This window comes from Streptomyces sp. NPDC042259 (genome assembly GCF_055582085.1).
This window is the reverse complement of sequence record NZ_JBVJDW010000005.1, coordinates 43,379-67,789: the sequence shown is the minus strand read 5'-3', so window position 1 is coordinate 67,789 and position 24,411 is coordinate 43,379. Positions and strand designations below refer to the sequence as shown.

Here is a 24,411-nt window from a genome sequence, read left to right as displayed (position 1 = left end):
CCTCCGAGTGATCATGCGCACGCTACGGGCGTGGCATCGCCGGGGACGCTGAACTCCCGTCGTACGGCCACTAGATTGAGCGACGACGGCACGCACCCGCGGCGGCGGACGCGGGCACGGCGGCAGGACGGCTGGTCGGGGGCAAGGGGCAGCGATGGACACCGAGGACACTTACGGCGAACCGGGCACCCGAGGCGACTGGACGCTGCCCCGGCCGGCGGACCCGCCGGCCAAACCCCCTGCCCTGCCCCCCGCCCCGCCCGTACCGCCGGCACCCCTGGCACCTCTGGCACCCCTTGTTCCCCCCGCCCAGCCGGCCCCGGCGCCCGCCGCCCCTCCCGCGCCCCCGCGCCCCGTCGCCCTGCCGCCGCGGGGCACGGCACCCGCCGCACCCGCCGCAGGCGTCCCCGCCGCCCCGCCGCCGGGATCGGCCTTCCTCGCCTGGCTGCGCACCCCGCGCCCGGCGACGGCCCCCGGCATCTGGGCCTTCGGCCACCGGCCGAGGCCCCCGCACGAACCGGACCGGATCGCCGGGCGACCGCTGGTCAGCGGGGCGGTCATCTCCTTCCTCTGCGGCTGGCTGCTGTGGTCCCTGATGTGGAACGGCTACCTCGGCCCGTTCTGGATCTGGCCGCTGTACGCCCTCACCCCGGACGCCTGGCACCAGGGCATGGTCGCGGTGTGGACGGTGTACGTCTACTACGCCCTCGTCATCGGCGTCCTGCTCGTCGTCTTCGGCCGCCTCGGCCGCTGGGCGCAGGTCTGGCGCCGTTACGCCGCCCCCGCCCTGCGCCGGCTGTGGGACGACTCCGGCACCCCGGCCCCCGCCGCCCCCGCCCCCCGCGAGGACCCCGCCCAGTGGCCCCGGCTGCGTGCCGCCGGGGCGCACGACGCCGCCGACCGGCTGACGGCCGACGCCCGGCACGGGCTGATGAACGACGTCGACCACGCCCGCATCGCGCACGCGTGGGAGTCGACCCGGGCCCGGCCCGGCGGCCCCGCCTCCTTCACCGACACCGTGCTGCGCCACGGCGCCGCCGCGTGCGCCCACCCCTCCGGCTCCCGCGATCTGCCCGTACGCGCCGCGCAGCACGATCTCGTCACCCGGCAGGTGCGCATCGGCACCGCCGCCGACGACGACCGCAACCCCTACGACCACCGGGGCGCCGGCTGCGCCCTCGACCCGGGGCTGCTGGGCACCTCGCTCCTCGCCGTCGGCCCGCCCGGCTGCGGCAAGACCGCACGCCTGGTGCGCCCCGTCCTGGAATCGCTGTGCCTGCAGGCACTCGCCGGGCGGAGTGCGGTCGTCGTGGTCGGCGCCGCGGGCGCCGGGCTCGCACCGGACGAGTCCTTCGACATCGTGGTGAAGATCGGGCGCCCCGACTCCGCCTACGACCTCGATCTGTACGGGGGCACCGACGACCCCGACGAGGCCGCCGGAGTACTCGCCGAAGGACTCGTCGGCGATGTGACCTCCAGCCTCCCCAGCGGGGACGCCCGGCGCGCCGTCACGGCGCTCGCCCAGCTGCTGGGCCCCTACCGCGCCGCCCACGGACGCTTCCCGTCCGTACCCGAACTGCGGGAACTCCTCGACCGGTCCGCCGACGCCGTCACCGCGCTGCGCACCGCCCTGCGGTCCGCGGGCCTGGACGCGCACCTGCGGGAACTCGACGCCCGCGAACGGCAGGCGCAGCGCCCCGACGACCCCGGGGCGTTCCTCGCCGACCGGCTCGCCCTCCTCGACCGGCCCGCCTTCGCGCGCTTCTTCGACACCACCGCCCCCGGCCGCACCTTCTCGCTGCGCAGCCTCGAACACCCGCTGCGAGTACGGATCGACCTGCCCGAGCGCGGCCACGCCGAGGCGTCCCGGCTGCTGGCCCGGCTCGTCCTCGCGCAGTTCACGGAGTCCGCCGTCGGCCGCGCCGACCGCTCCCTGTTCACCTGTCTGGTCCTCGACGACGCCACCCATACGATCACCGCCGAGGCCGTCCGCGGGCTGCAGCGGCTGCGCTCGGCCAATGCCGGGGCCGTGCTCACCCTCCGCACGCTCGACGACGTGCCCGAGGCGCTGCGCAGCGCCCTGCTCGGCTCGGTCGGCTGCCGGATGGCCTTCTCCGGCGTCACCACCTGGGACGGCGCGCGCTTCGCCGAGGTCTGGGGCAAGGAATGGGTCGAGACCCGCGACATCACCGACCGGCAGGTCATCGCCCACGAGCCGCTGACCCGCGCCAGCCACGTCGTACGGCGGGTGATCACCGGCCGCGCGGTCACCGCCCAGTCGGTCACCGTCCGCAAGGTGGAGCGGGAACGCTGGTCCGCCTCCGAGCTGGCGCACGCCGTGCCCGCCGGGCACGCGGTGCTGTCCGTGACGTCCGTGCAAGGGGGGAGCGCGCCGCCGGTGCTGGTGGACCTCCGGAAGTGAGCGTTGGCCGCGGAATGCTCCACTGAGGCAGAATCGGTCACAGCCGTTCATACGGGACGGCACAGTCATCGAGACGCCCCTTCCGAAGGTGCCATGCCCCCTACGCTCGCCTCACTCGTCCACCACTCCGCGCTCAAGCTCGCCGTGCTCGCGGGGGAGGACCGGCTGGACACCCCCGTCCGCTGGGCGCACGTCAGCGAGCTGGCCGACCCGGTGCCGTGGATGGACGGCGGCGAGCTGCTGCTGATCACCGCGATGAAGATCGACGCCGAGGACCCGGAGGCGATGCGCGGGTATGTGCGTCGGCTGGTCCGCGCCGGGGTGGTGGGGCTCGGCTTCGCCGTCGGCGTCAACTACGAACAGGTGCCGGAGGCGCTGGTCGCGGCGGCCCGGGCGGAGGGGCTGCCCCTGCTGGAGGTACCCCGCCGCACCCCCTTCCTCGCCATCACCAAGGCCGTCTCCGCGGCCATCGCCGCCGACCAGTACCGGGCGGTGACCGCCGGTTTCGAGGCCCAGCGCGAGCTGACCCGGGCCGCGCTCGGCGCGGACGGGCCCGCCGCGCTCCTGGCGAAGCTCGCCGCGCACCTGGGCGGCTGGGCCGCGCTCTACGACGCCTCGGGCGCGGTCGTGGCCGCCGCCCCCGACTGGGCCGAGCGCCGCGCCGCCCGGCTGGGCGCCGACGTCGAGCGGCTGCGGGAGCGGCCCGCACCCGCCAGCGCCGTCGTCGGCGCGGACCCCGGGGACGAGGGGGCCGACCGCGTCGAACTCCAGTCGCTCGGCACCGGCCGCCGTACCCGTGCCGTCCTCGCCGTCGGCACGGACGCGCCGCTGGGCACCGCCGACCGCTACGCCGTGCACTCCGCCGTCGCGCTCCTGACCCTCACCACCGAGCGCTCCCGGACCCTGCGGGACGCGGAACAGCGGCTGGGCGCGGCGGTACTGCGGATGCTGCTGGCGGGCGAGCCGGAGCACGCGCGGAGCGTCGCCGGGGAGCTGTACGGCGGGCTGCTCGACGCGCCCTTCCGGGTGCTGGTCGCCCAGGCCTTTGCCGACGGGTCCGGCGAGGCGGAGGCGGCGGAGCCGCGCGAGGCCCGCTCGACTCCACCCGACCCGCTCGGCGCCCTCGCCGACGCGCTGGAGACCGCGGCGAGCCGGGTGGCCGAGCCGGTGCTCGTCGTCCCCGACGACGGCCGGCTGATCGTCCTCGTACCGGACGGCGGCGCGGCCGTCGCCGCCTGTGCCGAGCACGCGCGGGCGATCGAGGACCGCCGCGGTGCGGCGAAGAACCGCGCGACCGCGTCGCGCACCCCGCGCGAACGGGTGGCTCCCGCCGCCGACGACGGCAGCCTCGACGTGGTCCTCGGCCTGTCCGCCCCAGCCGTCGCGATCGCCGCCGCGACCGCCTTCCACCAGGCCGAACAGGCCCTGACCGTGGCCCGCCGCCGCGGCCGGGTCCTCGTCGAGCACGAGGAGGTCGCCGCCGGCTCCGTCCTCCCGCTCCTCGCCGACGAGGCGGTCCGGGCCTTCGCCGACGGCATGCTCAGGGCCCTCCACGACCATGACGCGACGGGCCGCGGCGACCTGGTCGCCTCGCTCCGCGCCTGGCTCTCCCGACACGGCCAATGGGACGCGGCCGCCGCCGACCTGGGCGTCCACCGCCACACGCTCCGCTACCGAATGCGCCGCGTCGAGGAGATCCTCGGCCGCTCCCTGGACGACCCGGACGTCCGCATGGAACTGTGGCTGGCCCTCAAGGCCACCTCGAAGTAACCGCCCCGGGCGCCGGGCGCTGCCGCGCTTCGGGCTACGCCTCCGCCGAGAGACCGGAACGGCTCCCGCCGGGCGCCCGGCGGGAGCCGTGTCGGGGGCGGCGCGCCCGCTGGGCCGGGGCGCGCCAGGAAGCGGCTCATCCGCCAGGCGGCCCGGCAGTCCCCGCTGCGGGCCCCTCGCGGTAGCGCGTGCATGCCGGGACGGCCCCCCGCCGGGCAAGGGGGGCCCGCGCGCGGGCAGCGTGAGTGCGCCAGGAGGCGGCTCGCCCGTCGGGCGGCCCGGCAGCCCCCGCTGCGGGACCCCGCGCGGCAGCGCGCATGCGGGGGCGGCCCCGCCGGGCAGGGGGCCCGCGCGGCCAGCGCAAAGGCGTTGGGAGCCGGCTCACCCCGCCATTGCGGCGCGCCAGCGCCCCCGTGTGCGCCATCTCGGACAATCGGTCCCCGGCCGTGGCGCACCTACGGTGGGGGAGCCAATCATCAGCACCACCTGGAAGGGCCGGGATTGTGACTGCTCCCCACGCGTTCTGGCTGGCCGGCCGCGAGGCCACCGGCGAGGACACCTTCGACGTCACGAACTCCTGGGACGGCCGTCTCGTCGGCACCGTGAGCGTCCCCACCGAGGAGCAGGTCGAGGAGGCCGTCGCCGCCGCGCACGCCGTGCGCGAGGAGTTCGCGGCGACCCCCGCGCACGTCCGGGCCGCGGCCCTCGACCACGTGTCGAAGCGGCTGACCGAGCGCACCGAGGAGATCGCGCAGCTCATCTCCGCCGAGAACGGCAAGCCCATCAAGTGGGCCCGCGGCGAGGTCGGCCGCGCCGTCTCGGTGTTCCGCTTCGCGGCCGAGGAGGCCCGTCGCTACAACGCCGGTGACGCCCAGCGGCTGGACACCGACGCCGGCGGCGTCGGCCGGCTCGCGCTGACCCGCCGGGTCCCGCGCGGCACCGTGCTGGGCATCGCGCCGTTCAACTTTCCGCTCAACCTGAGCGCGCACAAGGTCGCCCCGGCCATCGCCGTCGGCGCCCCGATCATCCTCAAGCCCGCCCCGGCGACCCCGATCTCCTCGCTGATCCTCGGCGAGCTGCTGGCCGAGACGGACCTGCCGGCCGGTTCGTGGAGCGTGCTGCCGGTCCCCAACGACCGGATGCCCGCCCTCGTCAAGGACGAGCGGCTGCCGGTCATCTCCTTCACCGGCTCCGGCCCGGTGGGCTGGTCGATCCTCGACTCCGTGCCGCGCAAGCACGTCACCCTGGAGCTGGGCGGCAACGGCGCCGCCGTCGTCCTCGCCGACTGGTCCTCCGAGGCCGACCTGGACTGGGCTGCGCAGCGCATCGCCACCTTCTCCAACTACCAGGGCGGCCAGTCCTGCATCTCCGTGCAGCGCGTCATCGCCGACGCCTCGCTGTACGAGCGGCTCCTGCCGAAGGTCGTCGCGGCCGTCGAGGCCCAGGTGACCGGCGACCCGTCGGACCCGGCGACCGAGGTCGGCCCGCTGGTCAGCGAGGACGCCGCCAAGCGCGTCGAGTCCTGGGTCGACGAGGCCGTCGCGGCCGGCGCCAAGCTTCTCGCGGGCGGCAAGCGCGAGGGCGCCACCTACGCCCCGACCGTGCTCGCCGACGTCCCCGCCGACGTGACGATCGCGTGCGAGGAGGTCTTCGGGCCGGTCCTGACGATCACCAAGGCCGACGACGAGGCCGCCGCCTTCGCCGCCGTCAACGACTCCCCCTACGGCCTCCAGGCGGGCGTGTTCACGCACGACCTGCAGACCGCCTTCCGCGCGCACCGCGCGCTGGAGGTCGGCGGCGTGGTCGTCGGCGACGTGCCGTCCTACCGCGCGGACCAGATGCCGTACGGCGGTGCCAAGCAGTCCGGCGTGGGCCGCGAGGGCGTCCGCTACGCGATGGACGACTACACCTACGAACGGGTGCTGGTCATGACGGGCCTGGACCTGTAAGCACCAGATCCGCCAGACGGACGGCCGGGACGCACCACGGGTGCGGCCCGGCCGTCCGCCGTTCTCCCCGCGCCGACGGGCCCCGGAAGCCCATGGCCCGATCCTTGCGCGAAGTGGCAGCACGGCCAGTCGCCGGGGGACTTCCGCTCCGGCAGCCTGGAGGCAACGAACGGCACCACCGCGAGGAGAAACCCCATGTCCGACGCCACCACCTCCACCCCCGGCACCCCTCGCCGCATGCGCGCCATCCAGCAGAAGAAGGCGGGCGGCCCCGAGGTGCTGGAGCTGGTCGAGACCGAACGCCCCGAGCCGGGGCCGGGGGAGGTCCTGGTGCGGGTCCACGCCGCCGGGGTCAACCCCGTCGACTGGAAGACCCGGGCCCGCGGCCGCTTCTACACCGGCCACACGCCGCCCTTCACCCTCGGCTTCGACGTGTCCGGCGTGGTCGAGGAGGTCGGTGACGGCGTGACCGTCCACACCGTCGGCGACGAGGTCTACGGCATGCCCCGCTTCCCGGCCCCCGCCGGCGCCTACGCCGAGTACCTGACGGCCCCCGCCCGCCACCTGGCGCCCAAGCCGCACGGCATCGAGCACGTACGGGCGGCCGCGCTGCCGCTGGCCGCGCTCACCGCCTGGCAGTCGCTCGTCGACACCGCCGGTGTGCGGGAGGGACAGCGCGTCCTGATCCACGCCGCGGCGGGCGGCGTCGGCCACCTCGCCGTGCAGATCGCCAAGGCCCGCGGCGCGTACGTCATCGGCACGGCGAGCGCCGCCAAGCACGCCTTCCTGCGCGGCCTGGGCGCCGACGAGGTGATCGACTACCACGAGCAGGACTTCGCCGAGACCGTCGGTGACATCGACGTCGTCCTGGAGTCCGTCAGCGGCGACTACCCGGCCCGCTCGCTGCGCACCCTGCGCCCCGGCGGCATCCTCGTCTCGCTCCTCCCGCTGGAGGAGTCGGTGTACGCCGAGGCCGGTGCCCGCGATGTCCGCGCCACCCGCCTGATGGTGGAACCGGACCAGGCGGGCCTGCGCGGCATCACCGAACTGGTCGAGTCCGGACGGCTCCGGTGCGAGATCGCCGCCGTCCTCCCCCTGGAGGACGCCGCCAAGGCCCACGAACTCGGCGAGACGGACCGCACCTCCGGCAAGATCGTGCTCACCGTGCCCGTCTGACGGACCGAGCGGCCGACGCCGGGTCGTGGTGTCCGCAAGCGCCGGACGGGCTCGATTCGAGCCCGCTGGGGGTCCCCCCCCAGCGGTAGCCGGGGGAGATTGAGGACGCGCCCGCGGGGCGCCCGCCGCCGCGGGCGGCCAGGACGGCCCGGCGGCCGGCCACTACGCTGCCGCGATGCTGACGCCTCAAGCCCTGACGCGGCGGATGGTCCAAGCGCCGCGCGCCGCGCTGGACGTGCCGCTCGCCGTCGGGTTCACCGTGGTCGCCCTGCTGCTGGGAAGCGAACGGCCGCCCGTGGGCTGGCGTTCGCTGGACGGGGCCGGCGTCGCGCTGACCGTCGTGACCAACATGCTGCCGGCGGGCCGCAGACGGATGCCGGTCACCGTCTTCACCACCCTTGGCGCGCTGTACCTCGTCCACGTCGCCGTCGGCTACTGGCCCGTCGTCCAGGCGCCCGCCGCGATGCTCGCGTTCTACACCGTCGCCGCCGCCCGCCCGCCACGCACCACCGGACCGTGCGCGGGCGGGCTCGTCGTGCTGTGGGTGGTGTCCGGGCTGTCGAACCCGCACGGGAACATGTGGACCGTCGCCGCCCAGAGCCTCGTGACCCCGGCCGCGCTGTGGTGGTTCGGCAACAGCGCCCGCCGGCTGGCCCGGCGCAACGCCCAGCTGTCCGCCGTCACCGAGCAGCTCCGCCGCGAACGCGACGGCAACGCCCGCCGCGCCGTCGCCGAGGAACGCGTGCGCATCGCCCGGGAACTGCACGACGTGGTCGCCCACCACATGTCCGTCATTTCCGTGCAGGCGGGCCTCGCCCACTACGTCTTCACCACCGACCCGCACACCGCCCGGCAGGCCCTCGGCACCATCTCCTCCTCCAGCGGCGAGGCCCTGGAGGAACTGCGCCGCCTGCTCGACGTGCTCCGCGTCGGCCCGGAAGGGCCGGAAGAGGGGTGCGACGGCGACGGCCCCGACCAGCCCGCCCCCGGCCTGGACCGGCTGGAGGAGACGGCCGAGCGGGTACGGGCCGCCGGGGTGCCCGTGACGCTGGAGGTCGTGGGGGAGCGGGCACGGCTGCCCCAGGGACCCGACCTGTGCGCCTACCGCGTCGTGCAGGAAGCGCTCACCAACGTCATCAAGCACGCCCGGCCCGCCACGGCCACCGTCCGCGTGGAATTCCGGCCGCACCGGTTGACCGTGTGCGTCAGCGACGACGGGGGACGGCGGGTTCCGGCCATCCCGGCATCGCCGGGCGGCCACGGGTTGATCGGCATGCGCGAGCGCGCCAGGATCTACGGGGGAAGCCTGACCGCCGGACCGCGCGAGCACGGTGGGTTCGAGGTCCGGCTGACGCTTCCCCTGCCGCCCGCCGCCCGGTCCGAGGGAGCGGCCGGAGCCGCACGGGAGAAGGACGGGCCGGGGCAATGACGGCAAGCGCTGACGGGGCGGCGGACGTCCGTGTCCTCGTCGTGGACGACCAGGTCCTCATCCGGGCGGGTGTCGCGGCCCTGCTGCGCGCCGCCCCCGGCATGACGGTCGTCGCCGAGTCCTGTGACGGGGAGGAAGCCGTCGCGGCCGCCGCCGAGCACCGGCCCGACGTGATCCTCATGGACATCCGCATGCCCGGCCTCAGCGGCATCGCCGCCACCGAGCGGATCCTGGCCGCCGCCGCGCGGGACGGCGTGCCCGCCCCGCGCGTCCTCGTCCTGACCACCTTCGACCTCGACGAGTACGTCTACGAGGCCCTGCGCGCCGGGGCCGCCGGCTTCCTGCTCAAGGACGCCGGCCCGCACCGGCTGCTGGCCGCCGTCACTGCCGTCGCCGGCGGTGACACGCTCTTCGCCCCGACCGTCACCCGCCGCCTCGTCGAGGCCTTCGCCCACCGGCTGCCCGCCCCCGTCCCGCCGCGGATGGGGGCGCTGGAGGCGCTCACCGGCCGGGAACTGGAGGTGCTGCGGCTGACCGCGCGCGGCCTGTCCAATACGCAGATCGCCACCGAACTGGTCATCAGCGAGGCCACCGTCAAGACCCATCTGAACCGGGCCATGGCCAAGCTGGGCCTGTGCAGCCGCGCCCAGGCCGTGGTGGTCGCCTACGAGAGCGGACTCGTCACCCCCGGCGCGGGACGCTGACCCGCACGCCCTCGCTCCGCGCCGGGGCGCACACGCCCGGCCGCCCCACCGATCCGGCCCCCGCGGCGGGCCGGATCATTGCGCGCGCTCTGGTAGAGCCCGGAGGGATCGGGTAGGTACATACGGACGAGTAGCACCGGTCGGTAGTCGACCGGGACAACCGCCCCGACTTCAAGCGGCGAGGTGCCTGATGTCCGCACCATCCGTACGACCGGTCTCCGAGCGAGAAGCCCGCCAGGTCGCCGAAGCGGCCCGCGAGCAGGACTGGAAGAAGCCCAGCTTCGCCAAGGAACTCTTCCTCGGCCGGTTCCGGCTCGACCTGATCCACCCGCACCCTTCTCCCGCGGCGGAGGACGTCCGGCGCGGCGAGGAGTTCCTGTCCAAGCTGCGCGACTTCTGCGAGACCCGGATCGACAGCGCCCGGATCGAGCGCGAGGCCCGGATCCCGGACGAGACGATCGAGGGGCTGAAGGAACTCGGCGCCCTCGGCATGAAGATCGACACCAAGTACGGCGGCCTCGGTCTGACCCAGGTCTACTACAACAAGGCCCTCGCCCTCGTCGGCTCCGCCAGCCCGGCCATCGGCGCGCTGCTCTCCGCCCACCAGTCCATCGGCGTCCCCCAGCCGCTCAAGCTCTTCGGCACCCAGGAGCAGCGGGACACCTTCCTGCCGCGCTGCGCGCGCACCGACATCTCGGCGTTCCTGCTCACCGAGCCGGACGTCGGCTCCGACCCGGCCCGGCTGGCCACCCTCGCCGTGCCGGACGGCGACGACTACGTCCTCGACGGCGTGAAGCTGTGGACCACCAACGGCGTCGTCGCCGACCTGCTCGTCGTCATGGCCCGGGTGCCCAAGAGCGAGGGCCACAAGGGCGGTATCACCGCCTTCGTCGTCGAGGCCGCCTCCGAGGGCATCACCGTCGAGAACCGCAACGCCTTCATGGGCCTGCGCGGCCTGGAGAACGGCGTCACCCGCTTCCACCAGGTCCGCGTCCCCGCCGCCCAGCGCATCGGCCCCGAGGGCGCCGGTCTGAAGATCGCCCTCACCACCCTCAACACCGGCCGTCTCTCGCTGCCCGCCATGTGCGTCGGCGCCGGCAAGTGGTGCCTGAAGATCGCCCGCGAATGGTCCACCGTCCGGGAACAGTGGGGCAGGCCCATCGCCCGGCACGAGGCCGTCGGTTCGAAGATCGCCTTCATCGCCGCCACCACCTTCGCCCTCGAAGCGGTCGTCGACCTCTCCTCCCAGATGGCCGACGAGGACCGCAACGACATCCGCATCGAAGCGGCCCTCGCCAAGCTCTACGGCTCCGAGATGGGCTGGCTCATGGCGGACGAGCTGGTGCAGATCCGCGGCGGCCGCGGCTTCGAGACCGCCGCCTCCCTCGCCGCCCGCGGCGAGCGGGCCGTCCCCACCGAGCAGATCCTGCGCGACCTGCGCATCAACCGCATCTTCGAGGGCTCCAGCGAGATCATGCACCTGCTGATCGCCCGGGAGGCCGTCGACGCCCACCTCTCGGTCGCCGGCGACCTCATCGACCCGGAGAAGACCCTCGGCGACAAGGCCCGGGCGGGCGCCCGCGCCGGCGGCTTCTACGCCCGCTGGCTGCCCAAGCTCGTCACCGGCCCCGGACAGCTGCCGCGCACCTACACCGAATTCCACCCGCCCGGCCACCGGGACCTCTCCGGCCATCTGCGCTTCGCCGAGCGGTCCTCGCGCAAGCTCGCCCGCTCCACCTTCTACGCCATGTCGCGCTGGCAGGGCCGGCTGGAGACCAAGCAGGGCTTCCTCGGCCGGATCGTCGACATCGGCGCGGAACTCTTCGCCATCAGCGCCGCCTGCGTCCGCGCCGAGGCCCTGCGCGCCGAGGGCGACCACGGCACCGAGGCCTACCAGCTCGCCGACGCCTTCTGCCGCCAGGCCCGCATCCGCGTCGAGGAGCTGTTCGGCCGGCTGTGGACCAACACCGACGACATCGACCGCAAGGTCGTCGCCGGTGTGATGTCCGGTGGCTACGCATGGCTGGAACACGGCATCGTGGACCCCAGCGGCGAAGGCCCCTGGATCGCCGACGCCACCCCCGGCCCCTCCAAGGCGGAGAACGTACACCGGCCCCTCCATTAGGCCGTGCCCGGCGGTGTCCCCAAGCGCCGCGGGCTGCTGTGCTCTGTCCTCAAGCGCCGGACGGGCCTGAATCAGGCCCGTCCGGCGCTTGAGGACGCGCCCGAAGGGCGCCACCGCCGCGGGCGGACCGGCACCGGCAGGGGGCTCCCGGTCCGCCTTCCGGACGGAAGAGGCAACAATGGAGCCCATGACGGACTCCCTCGCTGACCCGCATCTGCGCTACGCCGCGCCCCCCGCCTCCGGTGGCCCGCGCGAGATCGTGATCCTCGGCTCGACCGGCTCGATCGGTACGCAGGCCATCGACCTCGTGCTGCGCAACCCCGACCGGTTCGTGGTGACGGCCCTGTCGGCCGCCGGCGGCCGGGTGGCGCTGCTCGCGGAGCAGGCCCGGCGGCTGCGGGTGCAACGGGTCGCCGTCGCCCAGGCCGACAAGGTGCCGGCCCTGCGCGAGGCGCTCGCCGCGCAGTACGGCCGCGAGCCGCTGCCCGACATCCTGGCCGGTCCCGACGCGGCCACGGAACTCGCCCGCGGCGAGTGCCACACCGTCCTCAACGGCATCACCGGCTCGATCGGTCTGGCGCCCACCCTCGCCGCCCTCAAGGCCGGCCGGACGCTGGCCCTGGCCAACAAGGAGTCGCTGATCGTCGGCGGCCCGCTGGTCAAGGAGATCGCCGCGCCGGGGCAGATCATCCCGGTGGACTCCGAGCACGCCGCGCTCTTCCAGGCGCTGCTGGGCGGCACCCGTGCCGAGGTCCGCAAGCTCGTCGTCACCGCCTCGGGCGGGCCCTTCCGCGGCCGGACGAAGGCGGAGCTGGCCTCCGTCACCCCCCAGGACGCCCTCGCGCACCCCACCTGGTCCATGGGCCCGGTCATCACGATCAACTCCGCGACCCTGGTCAACAAGGGGCTGGAGGTCATCGAGGCGCATCTGCTCTACGACATCCCCTTCGACCGCATCGAGGTCGTCGTCCATCCGCAGTCCTACGTCCACTCGATGGTGGAGTTCACCGACGGCTCGACCCTCGCCCAGGCCACCCCGCCGGACATGCGCGGCCCGATCGCCATCGGCCTCGGCTGGCCCGAGCGGGTCCCGGACGCGGCCCCGGCCTTCGACTGGTCCAAGGCGTCCAGCTGGGAGTTCTTCCCGCTCGACGAGGAGGCGTTCCCCTCGGTCGCCCTCGCCCGGCACGTGGGCGGCCTCGGCGGCACCGCGCCCGCGGTCTTCAACGCGGCGAACGAGGAGTGCGTCGACGCGTTCCTCGCCGGCCGGCTGCCGTTCAATGGCATCGTGGACACCGTCGCCGAGGTGGTCGCCGAACACGGCACACCTGCCGCGGGAACCCACCTCACGGTCCCGGACGTCCTGCAAGCGGAGACCTGGGCACGCGCCCGGGCCCGTGAACTGGCAGGTCGGACGGCATCGGCGGCCCGTACGGCTCAAGCGACCTCGGAGGCCCGCGTATGACGACACTGATGACCGTCCTGGGGATAGTCGTCTTCGTGGTGGGCCTGCTCTTCTCCATCGCCTGGCACGAGCTGGGGCACCTCTCGACCGCGAAGATGTTCGGCATCCGGGTGCCGCAGTACATGGTCGGCTTCGGCCCGACGATCTTCTCGCGGAAGAAGGGCGACACCGAGTACGGCCTCAAGGCCGTGCCGCTCGGCGGATACATCCGCATGATCGGCATGTTCCCGCCCGGCGCGGACGGGAAGATCACCGCCCGCTCCACCTCCCCGTGGCGCGGCATGATCGAGGACGCCCGCTCGGCCGCCTTCGAGGAACTGCAGCCCGGCGACGAATCCCGGCTCTTCTACACACGCAAGCCGTGGAAGCGCGTGATCGTGATGTTCGCGGGACCGTTCATGAACCTGGTCCTCGCCGTGGTGATCTTCCTCGGCGTGATGATGTCGTTCGGCATCAACACCCAGACCACGACCGTCTCCACCGTCTCGGACTGTGTCGTCTCGGCCAAGGCCAAGACCGACAAGTGCCCCACCGGCGCCAAGGACTCCCCGGCCAAGGCGGCCGGTCTGCGGCCCCGCGACAAGATCGTGGCCTTCAACGGCCACCGCGTGGGGGACTGGGCCACCCTCCAGAAGGACATCCGCAAGACCACCGGCCCGGCCACGGTCACCGTCGAGCGGGACGGGCAGCGCAAGACGCTGACCGCGGACCTCATCTCCAACGAGGTGCAGAAGTACGACGGCAAGGGAACGCCCGTCAAGGGCGAGACGGTGACGGCCGGCTTCCTCGGCTTCACCCCCGCCACCGGTGTCGTCCCGCAGACCTTCGGCCAGTCCGTCGACCGTATGGGCGACATGATCCAGTCCGGAGTCGAATCGCTGATCGCTCTGCCGGGCAAGATCCCCGACCTGTGGAACGCGGCCTTCGACGACGGTGAGCGCAAGCCCGACTCCCCGATGGGCGTCGTCGGCGCGGCCCGGGTCGGCGGCGAGGTCTTCAACCTCGACATCCCGCCGTCGCAGCAGGTCGCGACCATGCTCTTCCTGGTCGCGGGCTTCAACCTCTCGCTGTTCCTGTTCAACATGCTGCCGCTGCTGCCGCTGGACGGCGGACACATCGCCGGCGCGCTGTGGGAGTCCGTCCGCCGGGCCTTCGCCAAGGTCTTCCGGCGCCCCGACCCGGGCCCGTTCGACGTGGCGAAGCTGATGCCGGTGGCCTATGTGGTGGCCGGGATCTTCATCTGCTTCACCCTGCTCGTCCTGATCGCGGACGTCGTGAACCCCGTGCGCTTGACCTAGGCCGTGTCCGGCGGATTTTCGCCTACCGGCCGTCTTTGCCGGCTGCGGCGGCGAGCGCCCTGCGGGCGCGTCCTCAAGCTCCCCCGGCTACCGCTGGGGGCCCCAGCGGGCTTCATACAAGCCCGTCCGGCGATTGAGGACACCGCCGCGCAGCGGTGGTGCGGACGTCACGGGCCGTGTCCGCCCACATGATCCGCCGGACACGGCCCAGGGGCCCCGGCGAAAAAGTCGGGCACCTGCCCAAGTGTGACGGCCGGACGCGCTTTGTGTCCGGCCGTCCGGCTTTGCGTGGTCTTCGCGGTGGGATGTGCCGTGAGGCGATCCGGTGCCGTAATCTCGAATCCCGGAGCCCGCCGATCTCGGGACCTTGATTCATACCTTGGGGTTGCTCGCCACATGACTGCGATTTCGCTCGGAATGCCGTCCGTCCCGACCAAGCTCGCCGACCGCCGGGTCAGCCGCAAGATCCAGGTCGGGTCGGTGGCCGTCGGCGGTGACGCGCCGGTGTCGGTCCAGTCGATGACGACGACGCGGACGTCGGACATCGGTGCGACGCTGCAGCAGATCGCGGAGCTGACGGCGTCCGGCTGCCAGATCGTGCGGGTGGCCTGCCCGACGCAGGACGACGCCGACGCGCTGGCGGTCATCGCGCGCAAATCGCAGATCCCGGTGATCGCGGACATCCACTTCCAGCCGAAGTACGTCTTCGCGGCGATCGACGCCGGATGCGCGGCGGTGCGGGTGAACCCGGGCAACATCAAGCAGTTCGACGACAAGGTCAAGGAGATCGCCAAGGCGGCCTCCGCCGCGGGTACCCCGATCCGGATCGGGGTGAACGCGGGATCGCTGGACGCGCGGCTGCTGCGCAAGTACGGCAAGGCGACCCCCGAGGCCCTGGTGGAGTCGGCGCTGTGGGAGGCGTCGCTGTTCGAGGAGCACGGCTTCCGCGACATCAAGATCTCGGTCAAGCACAACGACCCCGTCGTGATGGTCAACGCCTACCGGCAGCTCGCCGCCCAGTGCGACTACCCCCTGCACCTCGGCGTGACCGAGGCGGGCCCGGCGTTCCAGGGCACGATCAAGTCCGCGGTCGCCTTCGGCGCGCTGCTCTCCGAGGGGATCGGTGACACGATCCGGGTCTCGCTGTCGGCGCCGCCGGCGGAGGAGATCAAGGTCGGGATCCAGATCCTGGAGTCCCTCAACCTGCGCCAGCGGCGGCTGGAGATCGTCTCCTGCCCGTCCTGCGGCCGGGCCCAGGTGGACGTTTACAAGCTCGCGGAGGAGGTCACCGCGGGTCTGGAGGGCATGGAGGTCCCGCTGCGGGTGGCGGTCATGGGCTGTGTGGTCAACGGTCCCGGTGAGGCCCGTGAGGCCGACCTCGGAGTCGCCTCGGGCAACGGCAAGGGACAGATCTTCGTGAAGGGCGAGGTCATCAAGACCGTCCCGGAATCGAAGATCGTGGAGACCCTCATCGAGGAAGCGCTCAAGCTCGCCGCCCAGATGGAGAAGGACGGCATCGCCTCCGGCGAGCCCCAGATCAGCGTCGGCTGACACCTCCCCCCCCCACGCGTCACCCGCCCCTGACCACGACCCCGCCCCGCCCGCGCGGCGGGGCACGGCGGCCACCCCCGAGGTCAGGGGAGGTGTACGAAGGGGACGGAGAGGTACAGTGCCAAGACCTGTTCCCATGGCCTCCGGCCCGCGACGGTGAGGCAATCCCACACGTGTTGACGACGACCACCACCAAGGTCCTGGGGCCCGGCGACCTCGACGAGGCCCTCGCCGTCCTCGACCGCGACCCCGTCGCCAACGCCTTCGTCGCCGCCCGGGTACAGGCCGCGGGTCTCGACCCCTGGCGGCTCGGCGGCGAGATGTGGGGCTGGTACGCGGCCGGCCGCCTCGAAGCCCTCTGCTACGCCGGTGCCAATCTCGTCCCCATCTGCGCCGGACCCGAGGCCGTACGGGCCTTCGCCGACCGCGCCCGCCGCTCCGGCCGCCGCTGCTCCTCCATCGTCGGCCCCGCCGAGGCGACCACCGAGCTGTGGGCCCTCCTCGAACCCCACTGGGGCCCGGCCCGTGAGGTCCGCGCCCACCAGCCCCTGATGGTCACCCGCGCCATGCCCGCGGACATCGCCCCCGATCCGCTTGTGCGCCGCATCCGCAGGGACGAGCTGGACGTGGTCATGCCCGCGTGCGTGGCGATGTTCACCGAGGAGGTCGGCGTCTCCCCGCTGGCCGGGGACGGCGGGCTGCTCTATCAGGCCCGTGTCGCCGAGCTCGTCGGGGCCGGGCGTTCCTTCGCCCGCATCGAGGACGGCCGTGTCGTCTTCAAGGCCGAGATCGGCGCGGCGACGGCCCTCGCCTGCCAGATCCAGGGCGTCTGGGTCGCCCCCGAGCACCGGGGCCGGGGCCTGTCGGAGACCGGCATGGCCGCCGTCCTCGGATACGCCCTGCGCGAGGTCTCACCCGTCGTCAGCCTCTACGTCAACGACTACAACACGGCCGCGCGCGCGGCGTACCGACGGGTGGGCTTCGAGGAAGTCGGCGCGTTCACGAGCGTGCTGTTCTGAGTTGTCGCGGGCCCCGCACAAGCGGCCGCCGCCCGGGTAGCCTCCGGGCATGGATGACATCGTGGTCGGACCGCTCGACCTCGCCGCGCGGGTCGACGACGCGCTCGCCGTGCAGGCCCTCGCCTTCGGGCTCACCGACGACGAGATCGGCGTACGGCGGCACATCGTGCTCCGCCACCTCGGCTGCCGCGGCGCCCGCGCCCTGGGGGCGACCACCGAAAGCGGCCGGCTGGTCGGCTTCGTCTACGGCATGCCGAACGACCGCGCGCACTGGTGGTCCACGGTCGTCGAGCCGTATCTGCGCGCCACCGGCTCCGACGGCTGGCTGGACAACGCCTTCGTGATCACCGAGCTGCACGTCCATCCCGCCTACCAGAACCGGCGGATCGGCCGGTCGCTGATCACCATGATCACCGCGAGCGCGCAAGAGCCGCGCAGCATCCTCTCCGCCATCGACACGGAAAGTCCGGCGCGGGCCCTCTACCGCAAGCTCGGATACCAGGATCTGGCCCGGCCGGTGCACTTCCCCAGCGCGCCCAGGCCGTACGCCGTGATGGGCGCGCCGCTGCCCCTGCGGGACTGACGGGGCGGGCCGCGGCCCCCGCCGGGGGGACGTAAGTCGTTTCGTGACCGTTGTCCCCTGCCGCTAATCTCCTCGCATTCCCACTACGCAGCAGGAGACCACGATGGCCCACGTCCAGCGCATGTCCACGACGATGATCAAGACACTGCGCGACGACCCGGCCGACGCCGAGACCGCCAGCCACAAGCTGCTGGTCCGCGCCGGGTACGTCCGCCGTACGTCCGCGGGCGTCTGGACCTGGCTGCCGCTCGGCAAGAAGGTGCTGGACAACGTCTCGCGCGTGGTGCGGGAGGAGATGGACGCGATCGGCGGCCAGGAGGTCCTGCTGCCCGCGCTGCTGCCCAAGGAGCCCTACGAGGCGAGCGGCCGCTGGGAGGAGTACGGCGATCTCCTCTTCCGGCTCAAGGACCGCAAGGGCGCCGACTATCTGCTCGGGCCCACGCACGAGGAGATCTTCACGCTCACGGTCAAGGACCAGTGCACGTCCTACAAGGACCTGCCGGTGATCCTCTACCAGATCCAGACGAAGTACCGCGACGAGGCGCGTCCCCGCTCGGGCGTGCTGCGCGGCCGCGAGTTCCAGATGAAGGACTCGTACTCCTTCGACACCACCGACGAGGGCCTCGCCGAGTCCTACCGGCTGCACCGCGAGGCCTACACGCGGATCTTCGAGCGGCTCGGCCTGGACTACCGCGTCGTCTCCGCCGTCTCGGGGGCGATGGGCGGTTCGGCTTCCGAGGAGTTCCTGGCCCCCGCCGGGGCCGGCGAGGACACCTTCGTCGACTGTCCGGCCTGTGACTACGCCGCCAACACCGAGGCGGTCACCGCGGTCGTGGCGCCCGCCGACGCCTCGGCCCACGGCCCCGTCGAGGAGCTGGACACCCCCGACACCCCCACCATCGAGACCCTCGCCGCGCACCTGGGCGTGCCCGCCTCGGCGACCTTGAAGAACCTCCTCGTCAAGGTCGACGGCGAGATCACGGCCGTCGGCGTACCGGGCGACCGCGAGGTGGACCTCGGCAAGCTCGGCGAGCACCTGGCGCCCGCCGTCGTGGAGTTGGTGACGGCCGAGGACTTCGTGGGCCGGCCCGATCTCGTACGCGGCTACGTCGGCCCGCAGGGCCTCGGGGTGCGTTACCTCGCCGACCCCCGCGTGGCGCCCGGTACGGCCTGGGTCACCGGTGCCAACAAGGCGGACACGCACGCCCGCAACGTGGTGTGCGGCCGTGACTTCGAGGTCGACCAGTACCTCGACGTCGTCGTGGTCGAGCCCGGCGACCCCTGCCCCCGCTGTGGCGCGGGCCTGGAGATCGGCCGGGCGATCGAGATCGGCCACATCTTCCAGCTCGGCCGCAAGTACGCCGACGCCTTCGGCCTCGACGTGCTGGGCCGGCAGGGCAAGCCGGTCCGGGTCACCATGGGCTCGTACGGCATCGGCGTCTCCCGGGCCGTCGCGGCGCTCGCCGAGCAGACGCACGACGAGTCCGGTCTGTGCTGGCCGCGCGAGGTCGCCCCGGCGGACGTGCACATCGTCGCGGCGGGCAAGGCCGCGCAGACGGAACTCGCCCTGGAACTCGCCGAGAAGCTGGGCGTCGCGGGCGTCCGGGTCCTGGTCGACGACCGCGCGGGCGTGTCGCCGGGCGTGAAGTTCACCGACGCGGAGCTGATCGGCGTGCCCACGATCCTGGTCGTCGGCCGCGGTGCCGCCACCGGCGTGGTCGAACTCAAGGACCGCCGCACCGGCACCCGCGAGGAACTGCCGGTGGACGAGGCCCTGACCCGCCTGACCGCACTGGCGAAGGTCTGACACGGGTTCGCTCGGCGCTCGGCCAAGACCGGTATCCGCCCGTCGGGGTCGGCTTCCGCTCGGCGGTGACGCCGCCGACGGCCGGCCTTCGGCCGGGGCCCGTCGGGGACTCGGGCCCCCGACCCGTGGCGGCTGGACCCCGGCACGGGCGGCTTCGCTTGTGCTCGGCCGAGCCGGGGTTTGCCCGTCGGGGTCGGCTTTCGCCGGTGGGTGACGGCCCGTCGGCCGAGCACTCGGCCGGGAGGCCCGGCTCGGGCCCGGCCGAAGCCGGCCGGCTTTCGGCCGACGGCCGGGGCTTGTTGGGGTCTTGGGTCCCCTCACCCGTTGTGCGCCGGGCTCCGCCCGGAGGCGGGAGCCGCCCGTCTGGGTCGGCTTTCGCCGACGGGTGACGGCCGTCGGCCGGACACTCGGCCGGGAGGCCCGGCTCGGGCCCGGCCGAAGCCGGCCGGCCTCCGGCCGTCGGTCGGGGCCTGTTGGGGTCTCGGGTCTCCCGACCCGTTGTACGCCGGGCTCCGCCCGGAGGCGGTGGCCTCCTGACAGCGGCACCGGTATGGGTGGCTTCGTTTTGTGCTCGGCCGGGGCGGGGTCTGCCCGCCGGCCGAGCCCTCGGCCGCGAGGCCCGACCCCCGCCCGGCCGAAGCCGGCCGGCCTTCCGCCGACGGCCGGGGCCTGTTGGGGTTCTGGGCCCCCTAACCCGTTGTGGCCGGGCTCCGCCCGGCGGCGGGCTCCGCCCGTCCGGGGCGGCTTTGCGCGGTGGGTGACCGCCGTCGGCCGGACACTCGGCCGGGAGGCCCGGCTCGGGCTCGGTCGAAGCCGGGCGGGGTGGCGGCAGCCGCAGCCCCGGGGCGGCCCGGGGCAATCCGGTCACCCCGTCAGGCGAGCGCCCAGCGTCACAGCAGGCCCGCGAATTCCAGGAGGAGTTCGCCCGCCGGGCGGGTGCCTTCGGAGAGTTCGCGGATGCCCGCTTCCACCGCCCGGAAGACCGTCCAGCCGCGCAGGCGCTCGCGGTCGACGTCCAGGGAGTCCGCCAGTTTCGCCACCCGGCGCCGTGCCGCGGCGGGCGCGCCGGGGGCGGCCAGCAGGGTGTCGAGCCGGTCGCGGACCAGCCAGGCCACGTCGTACGCGCGCTCGCCCACCAGGGGGCGCGGGCCGATCGCCAGCCAGGGCGACCGGTCGCCCGCCAGGACGTTGCCCTGGTGGTAGTCGCCGTGCAGCAGGGACGGCGACGCGTCACCGGCAGCGGCGTCGGCCGTCAGGCCCTCGCGCAGGTCCAGCGCCTCGTCGATCATCGTGCGGACATCCGCCGCCCACGGCTCGGCACAGAGTTCGCGCAGGGTGGCCGCCCGTGCGGCGGTGTGCTCCGCGACGCCCGTGAACGGGTGCCCCTCGGCCGGCGGCACCCACAGGCGTTGCAACGTCGCCGCGGCCTCCAGCAGCGCCTTCGCGTCCGCCAGGGAGCGCAGGCTCACGTCTCCGTGCAGCCGCTCCAGCAGCAGCGCACCCGCGTCCGGGTCGGCGCGCAGCGGGCGCACCGCGCCCCGGCCGTTCCAGTGGGTGAGCGCCGCGTGCTCCACCGCGATCGCGCCGTCCGGCAGGCCGAGCTTGAGCGCCGCGGGCGTGCCGTCGGACTGCCGGACGAGAACGACCATGCTGCTCCGGCCGCCCGGCGTCTGGACCCGTTCGGGCGTCAACTCCCAGCGCGCCAGGTACTCCCGCGCGCTCTCGGGCAGGCCCGCGAGCCATCGCCGCGCCGCCGCGCCGCCCCCTTCGCCTTCCCGGTCCGCACGGCCCAGGGCGCGCACCAGCCGTTCCGGCGGTTCGAGGCGGTCGTTCGCGTTGGCCATGCCTGCGCTGTCCTTTTCGTCCGTGCTGGTCAGCGGCGCTTCGACGCGCCGTCCGGCGAACTGCCGGGCCCGGTTCGGGGAGCCCGCTCGACGAGCCCAGGGAAGGCTACGCTGCCGCCCCGCCAGCGCACCGCCCGCACCGCCGCCTCACGCAGCGCCGCCGCGGCCTCGCGGCGCCGGGCACCGGTGGCGGCCCGTACGAGATCGGCGTAGACGGCGGCGATCCGGCTCTCCAGCTCCGCCGCGAGCCGCACGGCCGCGTCCTCGTCCGCCACGGGAAACGGCAGCGCGTACGCGGCGGACGCCGCCTCGGGCGTGCCGCCCAGTGACCGGACGGAGCGCCACATCGCGTCCCGCCGGGCCCGGTGCGCGTCATGCGCCTCCCGGGCCTCCGCCCGCCGCGCCTCCCCGACGCGCGCCCCGACGACCCCGTACCCGTACACGGCGGCGTGCTCGGCAGCGAGTGCCGCCTGTGCCGCTTCCAGCGCCGCACCGTGCTCCTGGGAGCCGGGGGAGGCGCTCACACGACACCGCCGAGGAGGTAGGCGTGGGCCGCGCCGGAGGCCGCGACCGAGGCGAGGACGCGGGCGAGTCCGGGCGGCGCGGCGGCCAGGGCCGCGGTGTGGGCGTCGGCGGTGCGCCGCTCGGCGTCCGCGAGGGCGGCCAGCGCCGCCTTCGCGTCCTTGGAGACCGCGGGGGCGGCCTGCGCGGAAGGAGAGGCGGAGGACGGGCGGGTTCCGAGCGCCGCCGCGTGCCGGGCGACCTCGTCCCGCAGCGGCCGCAGCCGGTCACCGAGCGGGGCGTGCGCGCCGATCGTCGCGTCGTACCGGGCCAGCAGCGCCGCCGAGTCCCGGCCGGCGCGTACGCGCAGCCGCTCCTCGGCCGCCGGGCCGCCGTCGCGGGATCCGGGACCGCCGGAACAGCCGGTCAGCAGGGCGCCGCCACCCGCCAGTACGGCCGCCGCGCCGCCTGCCAGTACCCTGCGTCTGCGCGGGTCGCCGGCACCCCGCGTCGTCGTCGTGCGCGACACGATCCTCTTTCCGCATGGTCGGGTCATGATCACCGCATGTGAGCGTACCGGCGCGCGGTCACCCGACCGGGGAGCGGGCACCGAATCGTCAGTCGGCTGCCGGAACAGATAGGCTTTGACCAGACACGCGACATTCCCACAACAGCACACGCGGCCGAGGAGTCACCCGGATGAGCACCACCCAGAGCGAGAGGCTGCGCGAATTGCTCGCCCCTCTCGTCAGCGCGCGAGAGCTGGATCTGGAAGAGGTCGAGGTGACGCCGGCCGGCAAGCGCCGTGTGCTCCGCATCGTGGTCGATTCCGATGAGGGTGTGCAGCTGGACGCGTGTGCGGAAGTCAGCCGTGCCATCTCCGAGAAGCTCGACGAGACGGACGTCATGGGTGGGACCCCCTATGTGCTGGAGGTCACCTCGCCCGGCGCCGACCGCCCCCTGACCGAGCACCGCCACTACGTACGGGCCACCGGCCGCCTGATCAAGGCGCAGCTGACCGAGGGCGGCGAGCTGGTCGCGCGCATCGTCGCCGTCGACGACGAGGGGCTGGACCTGGAGGTACCGGGTGTGAAGGGCCGCAAGCCCACCACCCGAAGGCTGGCCTTCGCGGAGATCACGAAGGCCCGCGTGGAGATCGAGTTCAACCGGAAGTCCCCGCAAGAAGCCGACATGGCCGAGGACGAGACCGACGAGAGTCAAGAGGAGGCGTAGCCGTGGACATCGACATGAGTGCCCTGCGGGGTCTGGTGCGAGAGAAGGAGATCTCTTTCGACCTGCTGGTCGAGGCGATCGAGTCGGCCCTCCTCATCGCGTACCACCGTACCGAGGGAAGCCGCCGCCGCGCCCGCGTCGAGCTGGACCGCGCGTCCGGCCACGTCACGGTGTGGGCGAAGGAGGACCCGCAGGACCTCGCCGAGGGCGAGGAGCCCCGCGAGTTCGACGACACGCCTTCCGGCTTCGGCCGGATCGCCGCGACCACCGCCAAGCAGGTCATCCTCCAGCGTCTGCGCGACGCGGAGGACGAGATCACTTTCGGTGAGTTCGCGGGCCGTGAGGGCGACGTCGTCGCGGGCGTCGTCCAGCAGGGCAAGGACCCCAAGAACGTCCTGGTCGACATCGGCAAGCTGGAAGCCATCCTGCCGGTCCAGGAGCAGGTGCCGGGTGAGGAGTACAAGCACGGCACGCGTCTTCGGACGTACGTCGTCCGGGTGGCGAAGGGTGTCCGCGGCCCGTCCGTGACGCTGTCGCGTACCCACCCCAACCTGGTGAAGAAGCTTTTCGCCATGGAGGTCCCGGAGATCGCGGACGGTTCGGTGGAGATCGCCGCCATCGCCCGTGAGGCCGGTCACCGCACCAAGATCGCCGTCCGGTCCACCCGGTCCGGCCTGAACGCCAAGGGCGCCTGCATCGGCCCGATGGGCGGCCGGGTCCGCGCGGTCATGGCCGAGCTGCACGGCGAGAAGATCGACATCGTCGACTGGTCGGACGACCCGGCGGAGCTGGTGGCGCACGCGCTGTCCCCCGCGCGGGTGAGCAAGGTCGAGGTCGTGGACCTCGGCGCGCGCTCCGCCCGGGTGACCGTGCCGGATTACCAGCTCTCCCTGGCCATCGGCAAGGAAGGCCAGAACGCCCGCCTCGCGGCGCGGCTGACCGGCTGGCGGATCGACATCCGCCCGGACACCGAGCAGGAGGGCCAGTCGGACCGCGGTGAGCGGTCCGAGCAGCCCTACCGGTCCGAGCGGGCCGACCGCTACCGCGGCTGACCAGCGGGAAGACGGCGGGTCGGCAGCGGCCCGCCGCCCGGACCGAGTGACATCCGGAGCCGAATCCGGAAGCGGCCCCCAAGGGTGGCCGAAATCCATATGTGCCCGATCATCGCCCCACAGGGGTGAGGTCGGCGCGGGGAGGTAGACTTAATCAGTGTCTGGCCGGACGCATGCCCGCGCATGCCCTGAGCGCACCTGTGTGGGGTGCCGGGAGCGAGCGGCCAAGGGCGATCTGCTGCGGATCGTGGTGATCGAGGGCGAGTGTGTCCCCGATCCTCGCGGTACGCTGCCCGGCCGGGGTGCCTCCGTGCATCCCACACTGGTCTGCCTCGATCTGGCGGTCCGCCGCCGGGCGTTCTCCCGGGCCTTCAAAAGCCAGGGACCGTTCGATGCTTCGGCGCTTCGGCACTATGTCGATCAGGCCGAGCGGCACCGCCAGGCAACACCGTAAGAAGAACGGCACGGGAAACCGTGCGGTCA

19 protein-coding genes are annotated in these 24,411 nt (G+C 73.7%); 16 read left to right on the top strand and 3 right to left on the bottom strand.

Annotation, left to right across the window (positions count from 1 at the left end; all coding sequences use genetic code 11):
- The first annotated feature begins 154 nt into the window (after positions 1-154).
- The 13 genes from ACZ6MA_RS15840 to ACZ6MA_RS15780 all read left to right on the top strand — a co-directional run bounded on the left by ACZ6MA_RS15840 (position 155) and on the right by ACZ6MA_RS15780 (position 19,298).
- Entirely contained in the window at positions 155-2,422 is a 2,268-nt protein-coding gene (locus tag ACZ6MA_RS15840) for an ATP-binding protein (RefSeq protein WP_469434214.1), read from the top strand.
- Between the two features lie 93 nt (positions 2,423-2,515).
- Entirely contained in the window at positions 2,516-4,192 is a 1,677-nt protein-coding gene (locus ACZ6MA_RS15835; RefSeq protein ID WP_469434212.1) for a PucR family transcriptional regulator, read from the top strand.
- A gap of 503 nt (positions 4,193-4,695) precedes the next feature.
- Positions 4,696-6,141: an aldehyde dehydrogenase family protein gene (locus ACZ6MA_RS15830; RefSeq protein WP_469434210.1), complete on the top strand. Its 1,446-nt coding sequence runs from the start codon at positions 4,696-4,698 to the stop codon at positions 6,139-6,141.
- 195 nt (positions 6,142-6,336) lie between these two features.
- Positions 6,337-7,317, top strand: a complete 981-nt coding sequence (locus ACZ6MA_RS15825) for an NADP-dependent oxidoreductase (RefSeq protein WP_469434209.1) — start codon at positions 6,337-6,339, stop codon at positions 7,315-7,317.
- Between the two features lie 175 nt (positions 7,318-7,492).
- Complete coding sequence (locus ACZ6MA_RS15820; RefSeq protein WP_469434207.1) at positions 7,493-8,746, top strand: sensor histidine kinase; 1,254 nt, start codon at positions 7,493-7,495, stop codon at positions 8,744-8,746.
- On the top strand, positions 8,743-9,450 hold the full coding sequence (locus ACZ6MA_RS15815) for a response regulator (RefSeq protein ID WP_469434205.1): 708 nt from the start codon (positions 8,743-8,745) through the stop codon (positions 9,448-9,450). Before ACZ6MA_RS15820 ends, ACZ6MA_RS15815 begins: the two co-directional genes overlap by 4 nt.
- Before the next feature lie 190 nt (positions 9,451-9,640).
- Positions 9,641-11,575 (top strand): acyl-CoA dehydrogenase family protein, encoded by a 1,935-nt coding sequence (locus tag ACZ6MA_RS15810; protein ID WP_469434204.1) that lies wholly within the window; start codon positions 9,641-9,643, stop codon positions 11,573-11,575.
- A 187-nt stretch (positions 11,576-11,762) separates the two neighbouring features.
- Complete coding sequence (gene dxr / locus ACZ6MA_RS15805; RefSeq protein WP_469434203.1) at positions 11,763-13,040, top strand: 1-deoxy-D-xylulose-5-phosphate reductoisomerase; 1,278 nt, start codon at positions 11,763-11,765, stop codon at positions 13,038-13,040.
- The gene (locus tag ACZ6MA_RS15800) at positions 13,037-14,338 is read left to right on the top strand and encodes a M50 family metallopeptidase (RefSeq protein ID WP_469434201.1); all 1,302 of its coding nucleotides are present in this window, start codon (positions 13,037-13,039) and stop codon (positions 14,336-14,338) included. The genes dxr and ACZ6MA_RS15800 overlap by 4 nt, the downstream gene beginning before the upstream one ends.
- Positions 14,339-14,734: 396 nt before the next feature.
- A complete protein-coding gene (gene ispG, locus ACZ6MA_RS15795; RefSeq protein WP_469434199.1) occupies positions 14,735-15,889 on the top strand; it encodes a flavodoxin-dependent (E)-4-hydroxy-3-methylbut-2-enyl-diphosphate synthase in 1,155 nt (384 codons plus the stop codon).
- 173 nt (positions 15,890-16,062) lie between these two features.
- Entirely contained in the window at positions 16,063-16,908 is an 846-nt protein-coding gene (locus tag ACZ6MA_RS15790; RefSeq protein ID WP_469434198.1) for a GNAT family N-acetyltransferase, read from the top strand.
- A gap of 49 nt (positions 16,909-16,957) precedes the next feature.
- Positions 16,958-17,491, top strand: a complete 534-nt coding sequence (locus ACZ6MA_RS15785; protein ID WP_469434196.1) for a GNAT family N-acetyltransferase — start codon at positions 16,958-16,960, stop codon at positions 17,489-17,491.
- 103 nt (positions 17,492-17,594) lie between these two features.
- Complete coding sequence (locus ACZ6MA_RS15780; protein WP_469434195.1) at positions 17,595-19,298, top strand: proline--tRNA ligase; 1,704 nt, start codon at positions 17,595-17,597, stop codon at positions 19,296-19,298.
- Positions 19,299-20,188: 890 nt separating this feature from the next.
- Here ACZ6MA_RS15780 and ACZ6MA_RS15775 read toward each other — a convergent pair.
- From ACZ6MA_RS15775 to ACZ6MA_RS15765, 3 genes are read right to left on the bottom strand one after another with little or no spacing between them, the layout of a single operon-like run.
- Positions 20,189-21,142 carry an aminoglycoside phosphotransferase family protein gene (locus ACZ6MA_RS15775; RefSeq protein ID WP_469434194.1) on the bottom strand — a complete coding sequence of 318 codons (954 nt, stop codon included), beginning with the start codon at positions 21,140-21,142 and terminating at the stop codon, positions 20,189-20,191.
- Between the two features lie 29 nt (positions 21,143-21,171).
- Positions 21,172-21,666 carry a ferritin-like domain-containing protein gene (locus ACZ6MA_RS15770; protein ID WP_469434192.1) on the bottom strand — a complete coding sequence of 165 codons (495 nt, stop codon included), beginning with the start codon at positions 21,664-21,666 and terminating at the stop codon, positions 21,172-21,174.
- Positions 21,663-22,172, bottom strand: coding sequence for a hypothetical protein (locus ACZ6MA_RS15765; protein ID WP_469434191.1), 510 nt, complete (start codon positions 22,170-22,172; stop codon positions 21,663-21,665). Before ACZ6MA_RS15765 ends, ACZ6MA_RS15770 begins: the two co-directional genes overlap by 4 nt.
- Before the next feature lie 170 nt (positions 22,173-22,342).
- Between ACZ6MA_RS15765 and rimP the strand changes: the two genes are divergently transcribed.
- The 3 genes from rimP (at position 22,343) to ACZ6MA_RS15750 (ending at position 24,382) form a co-directional block, all read left to right on the top strand.
- Positions 22,343-22,876, top strand: coding sequence for a ribosome maturation factor RimP (gene rimP, locus ACZ6MA_RS15760; RefSeq protein ID WP_469434189.1), 534 nt, complete (start codon positions 22,343-22,345; stop codon positions 22,874-22,876).
- Between the two features lie 2 nt (positions 22,877-22,878).
- Entirely contained in the window at positions 22,879-23,928 is a 1,050-nt protein-coding gene (gene nusA, locus ACZ6MA_RS15755; RefSeq protein ID WP_469434187.1) for a transcription termination factor NusA, read from the top strand.
- A gap of 157 nt (positions 23,929-24,085) precedes the next feature.
- Positions 24,086-24,382, top strand: a complete 297-nt coding sequence (locus ACZ6MA_RS15750) for a YlxR family protein (RefSeq protein WP_469434185.1) — start codon at positions 24,086-24,088, stop codon at positions 24,380-24,382.
- The last annotated feature ends 29 nt before the right edge of the window (positions 24,383-24,411 follow it).

Coding starts and splice junctions, on each gene's coding strand:
- ACZ6MA_RS15840 (WP_469434214.1), top strand. CDS start 155: ATGGACACCGAGGACACTTACGGCGAACCGGGCACCCGAGGCGACTGG.
- ACZ6MA_RS15835 (WP_469434212.1), top strand. CDS start 2,516: ATGCCCCCTACGCTCGCCTCACTCGTCCACCACTCCGCGCTCAAGCTC.
- ACZ6MA_RS15825 (WP_469434209.1), top strand. CDS start 6,337: ATGTCCGACGCCACCACCTCCACCCCCGGCACCCCTCGCCGCATGCGC.
- ACZ6MA_RS15820 (WP_469434207.1), top strand. CDS start 7,493: ATGCTGACGCCTCAAGCCCTGACGCGGCGGATGGTCCAAGCGCCGCGC.
- ACZ6MA_RS15815 (WP_469434205.1), top strand. CDS start 8,743: ATGACGGCAAGCGCTGACGGGGCGGCGGACGTCCGTGTCCTCGTCGTG.
- ACZ6MA_RS15810 (WP_469434204.1), top strand. CDS start 9,641: ATGTCCGCACCATCCGTACGACCGGTCTCCGAGCGAGAAGCCCGCCAG.
- dxr (WP_469434203.1), top strand. CDS start 11,763: ATGACGGACTCCCTCGCTGACCCGCATCTGCGCTACGCCGCGCCCCCC.
- ACZ6MA_RS15800 (WP_469434201.1), top strand. CDS start 13,037: ATGACGACACTGATGACCGTCCTGGGGATAGTCGTCTTCGTGGTGGGC.
- ispG (WP_469434199.1), top strand. CDS start 14,735: ATGACTGCGATTTCGCTCGGAATGCCGTCCGTCCCGACCAAGCTCGCC.
- ACZ6MA_RS15785 (WP_469434196.1), top strand. CDS start 16,958: ATGGATGACATCGTGGTCGGACCGCTCGACCTCGCCGCGCGGGTCGAC.
- ACZ6MA_RS15780 (WP_469434195.1), top strand. CDS start 17,595: ATGGCCCACGTCCAGCGCATGTCCACGACGATGATCAAGACACTGCGC.
- ACZ6MA_RS15775 (WP_469434194.1), bottom strand. CDS start 21,142: ATGGCCAACGCGAACGACCGCCTCGAACCGCCGGAACGGCTGGTGCGC.
- rimP (WP_469434189.1), top strand. CDS start 22,343: ATGAGCACCACCCAGAGCGAGAGGCTGCGCGAATTGCTCGCCCCTCTC.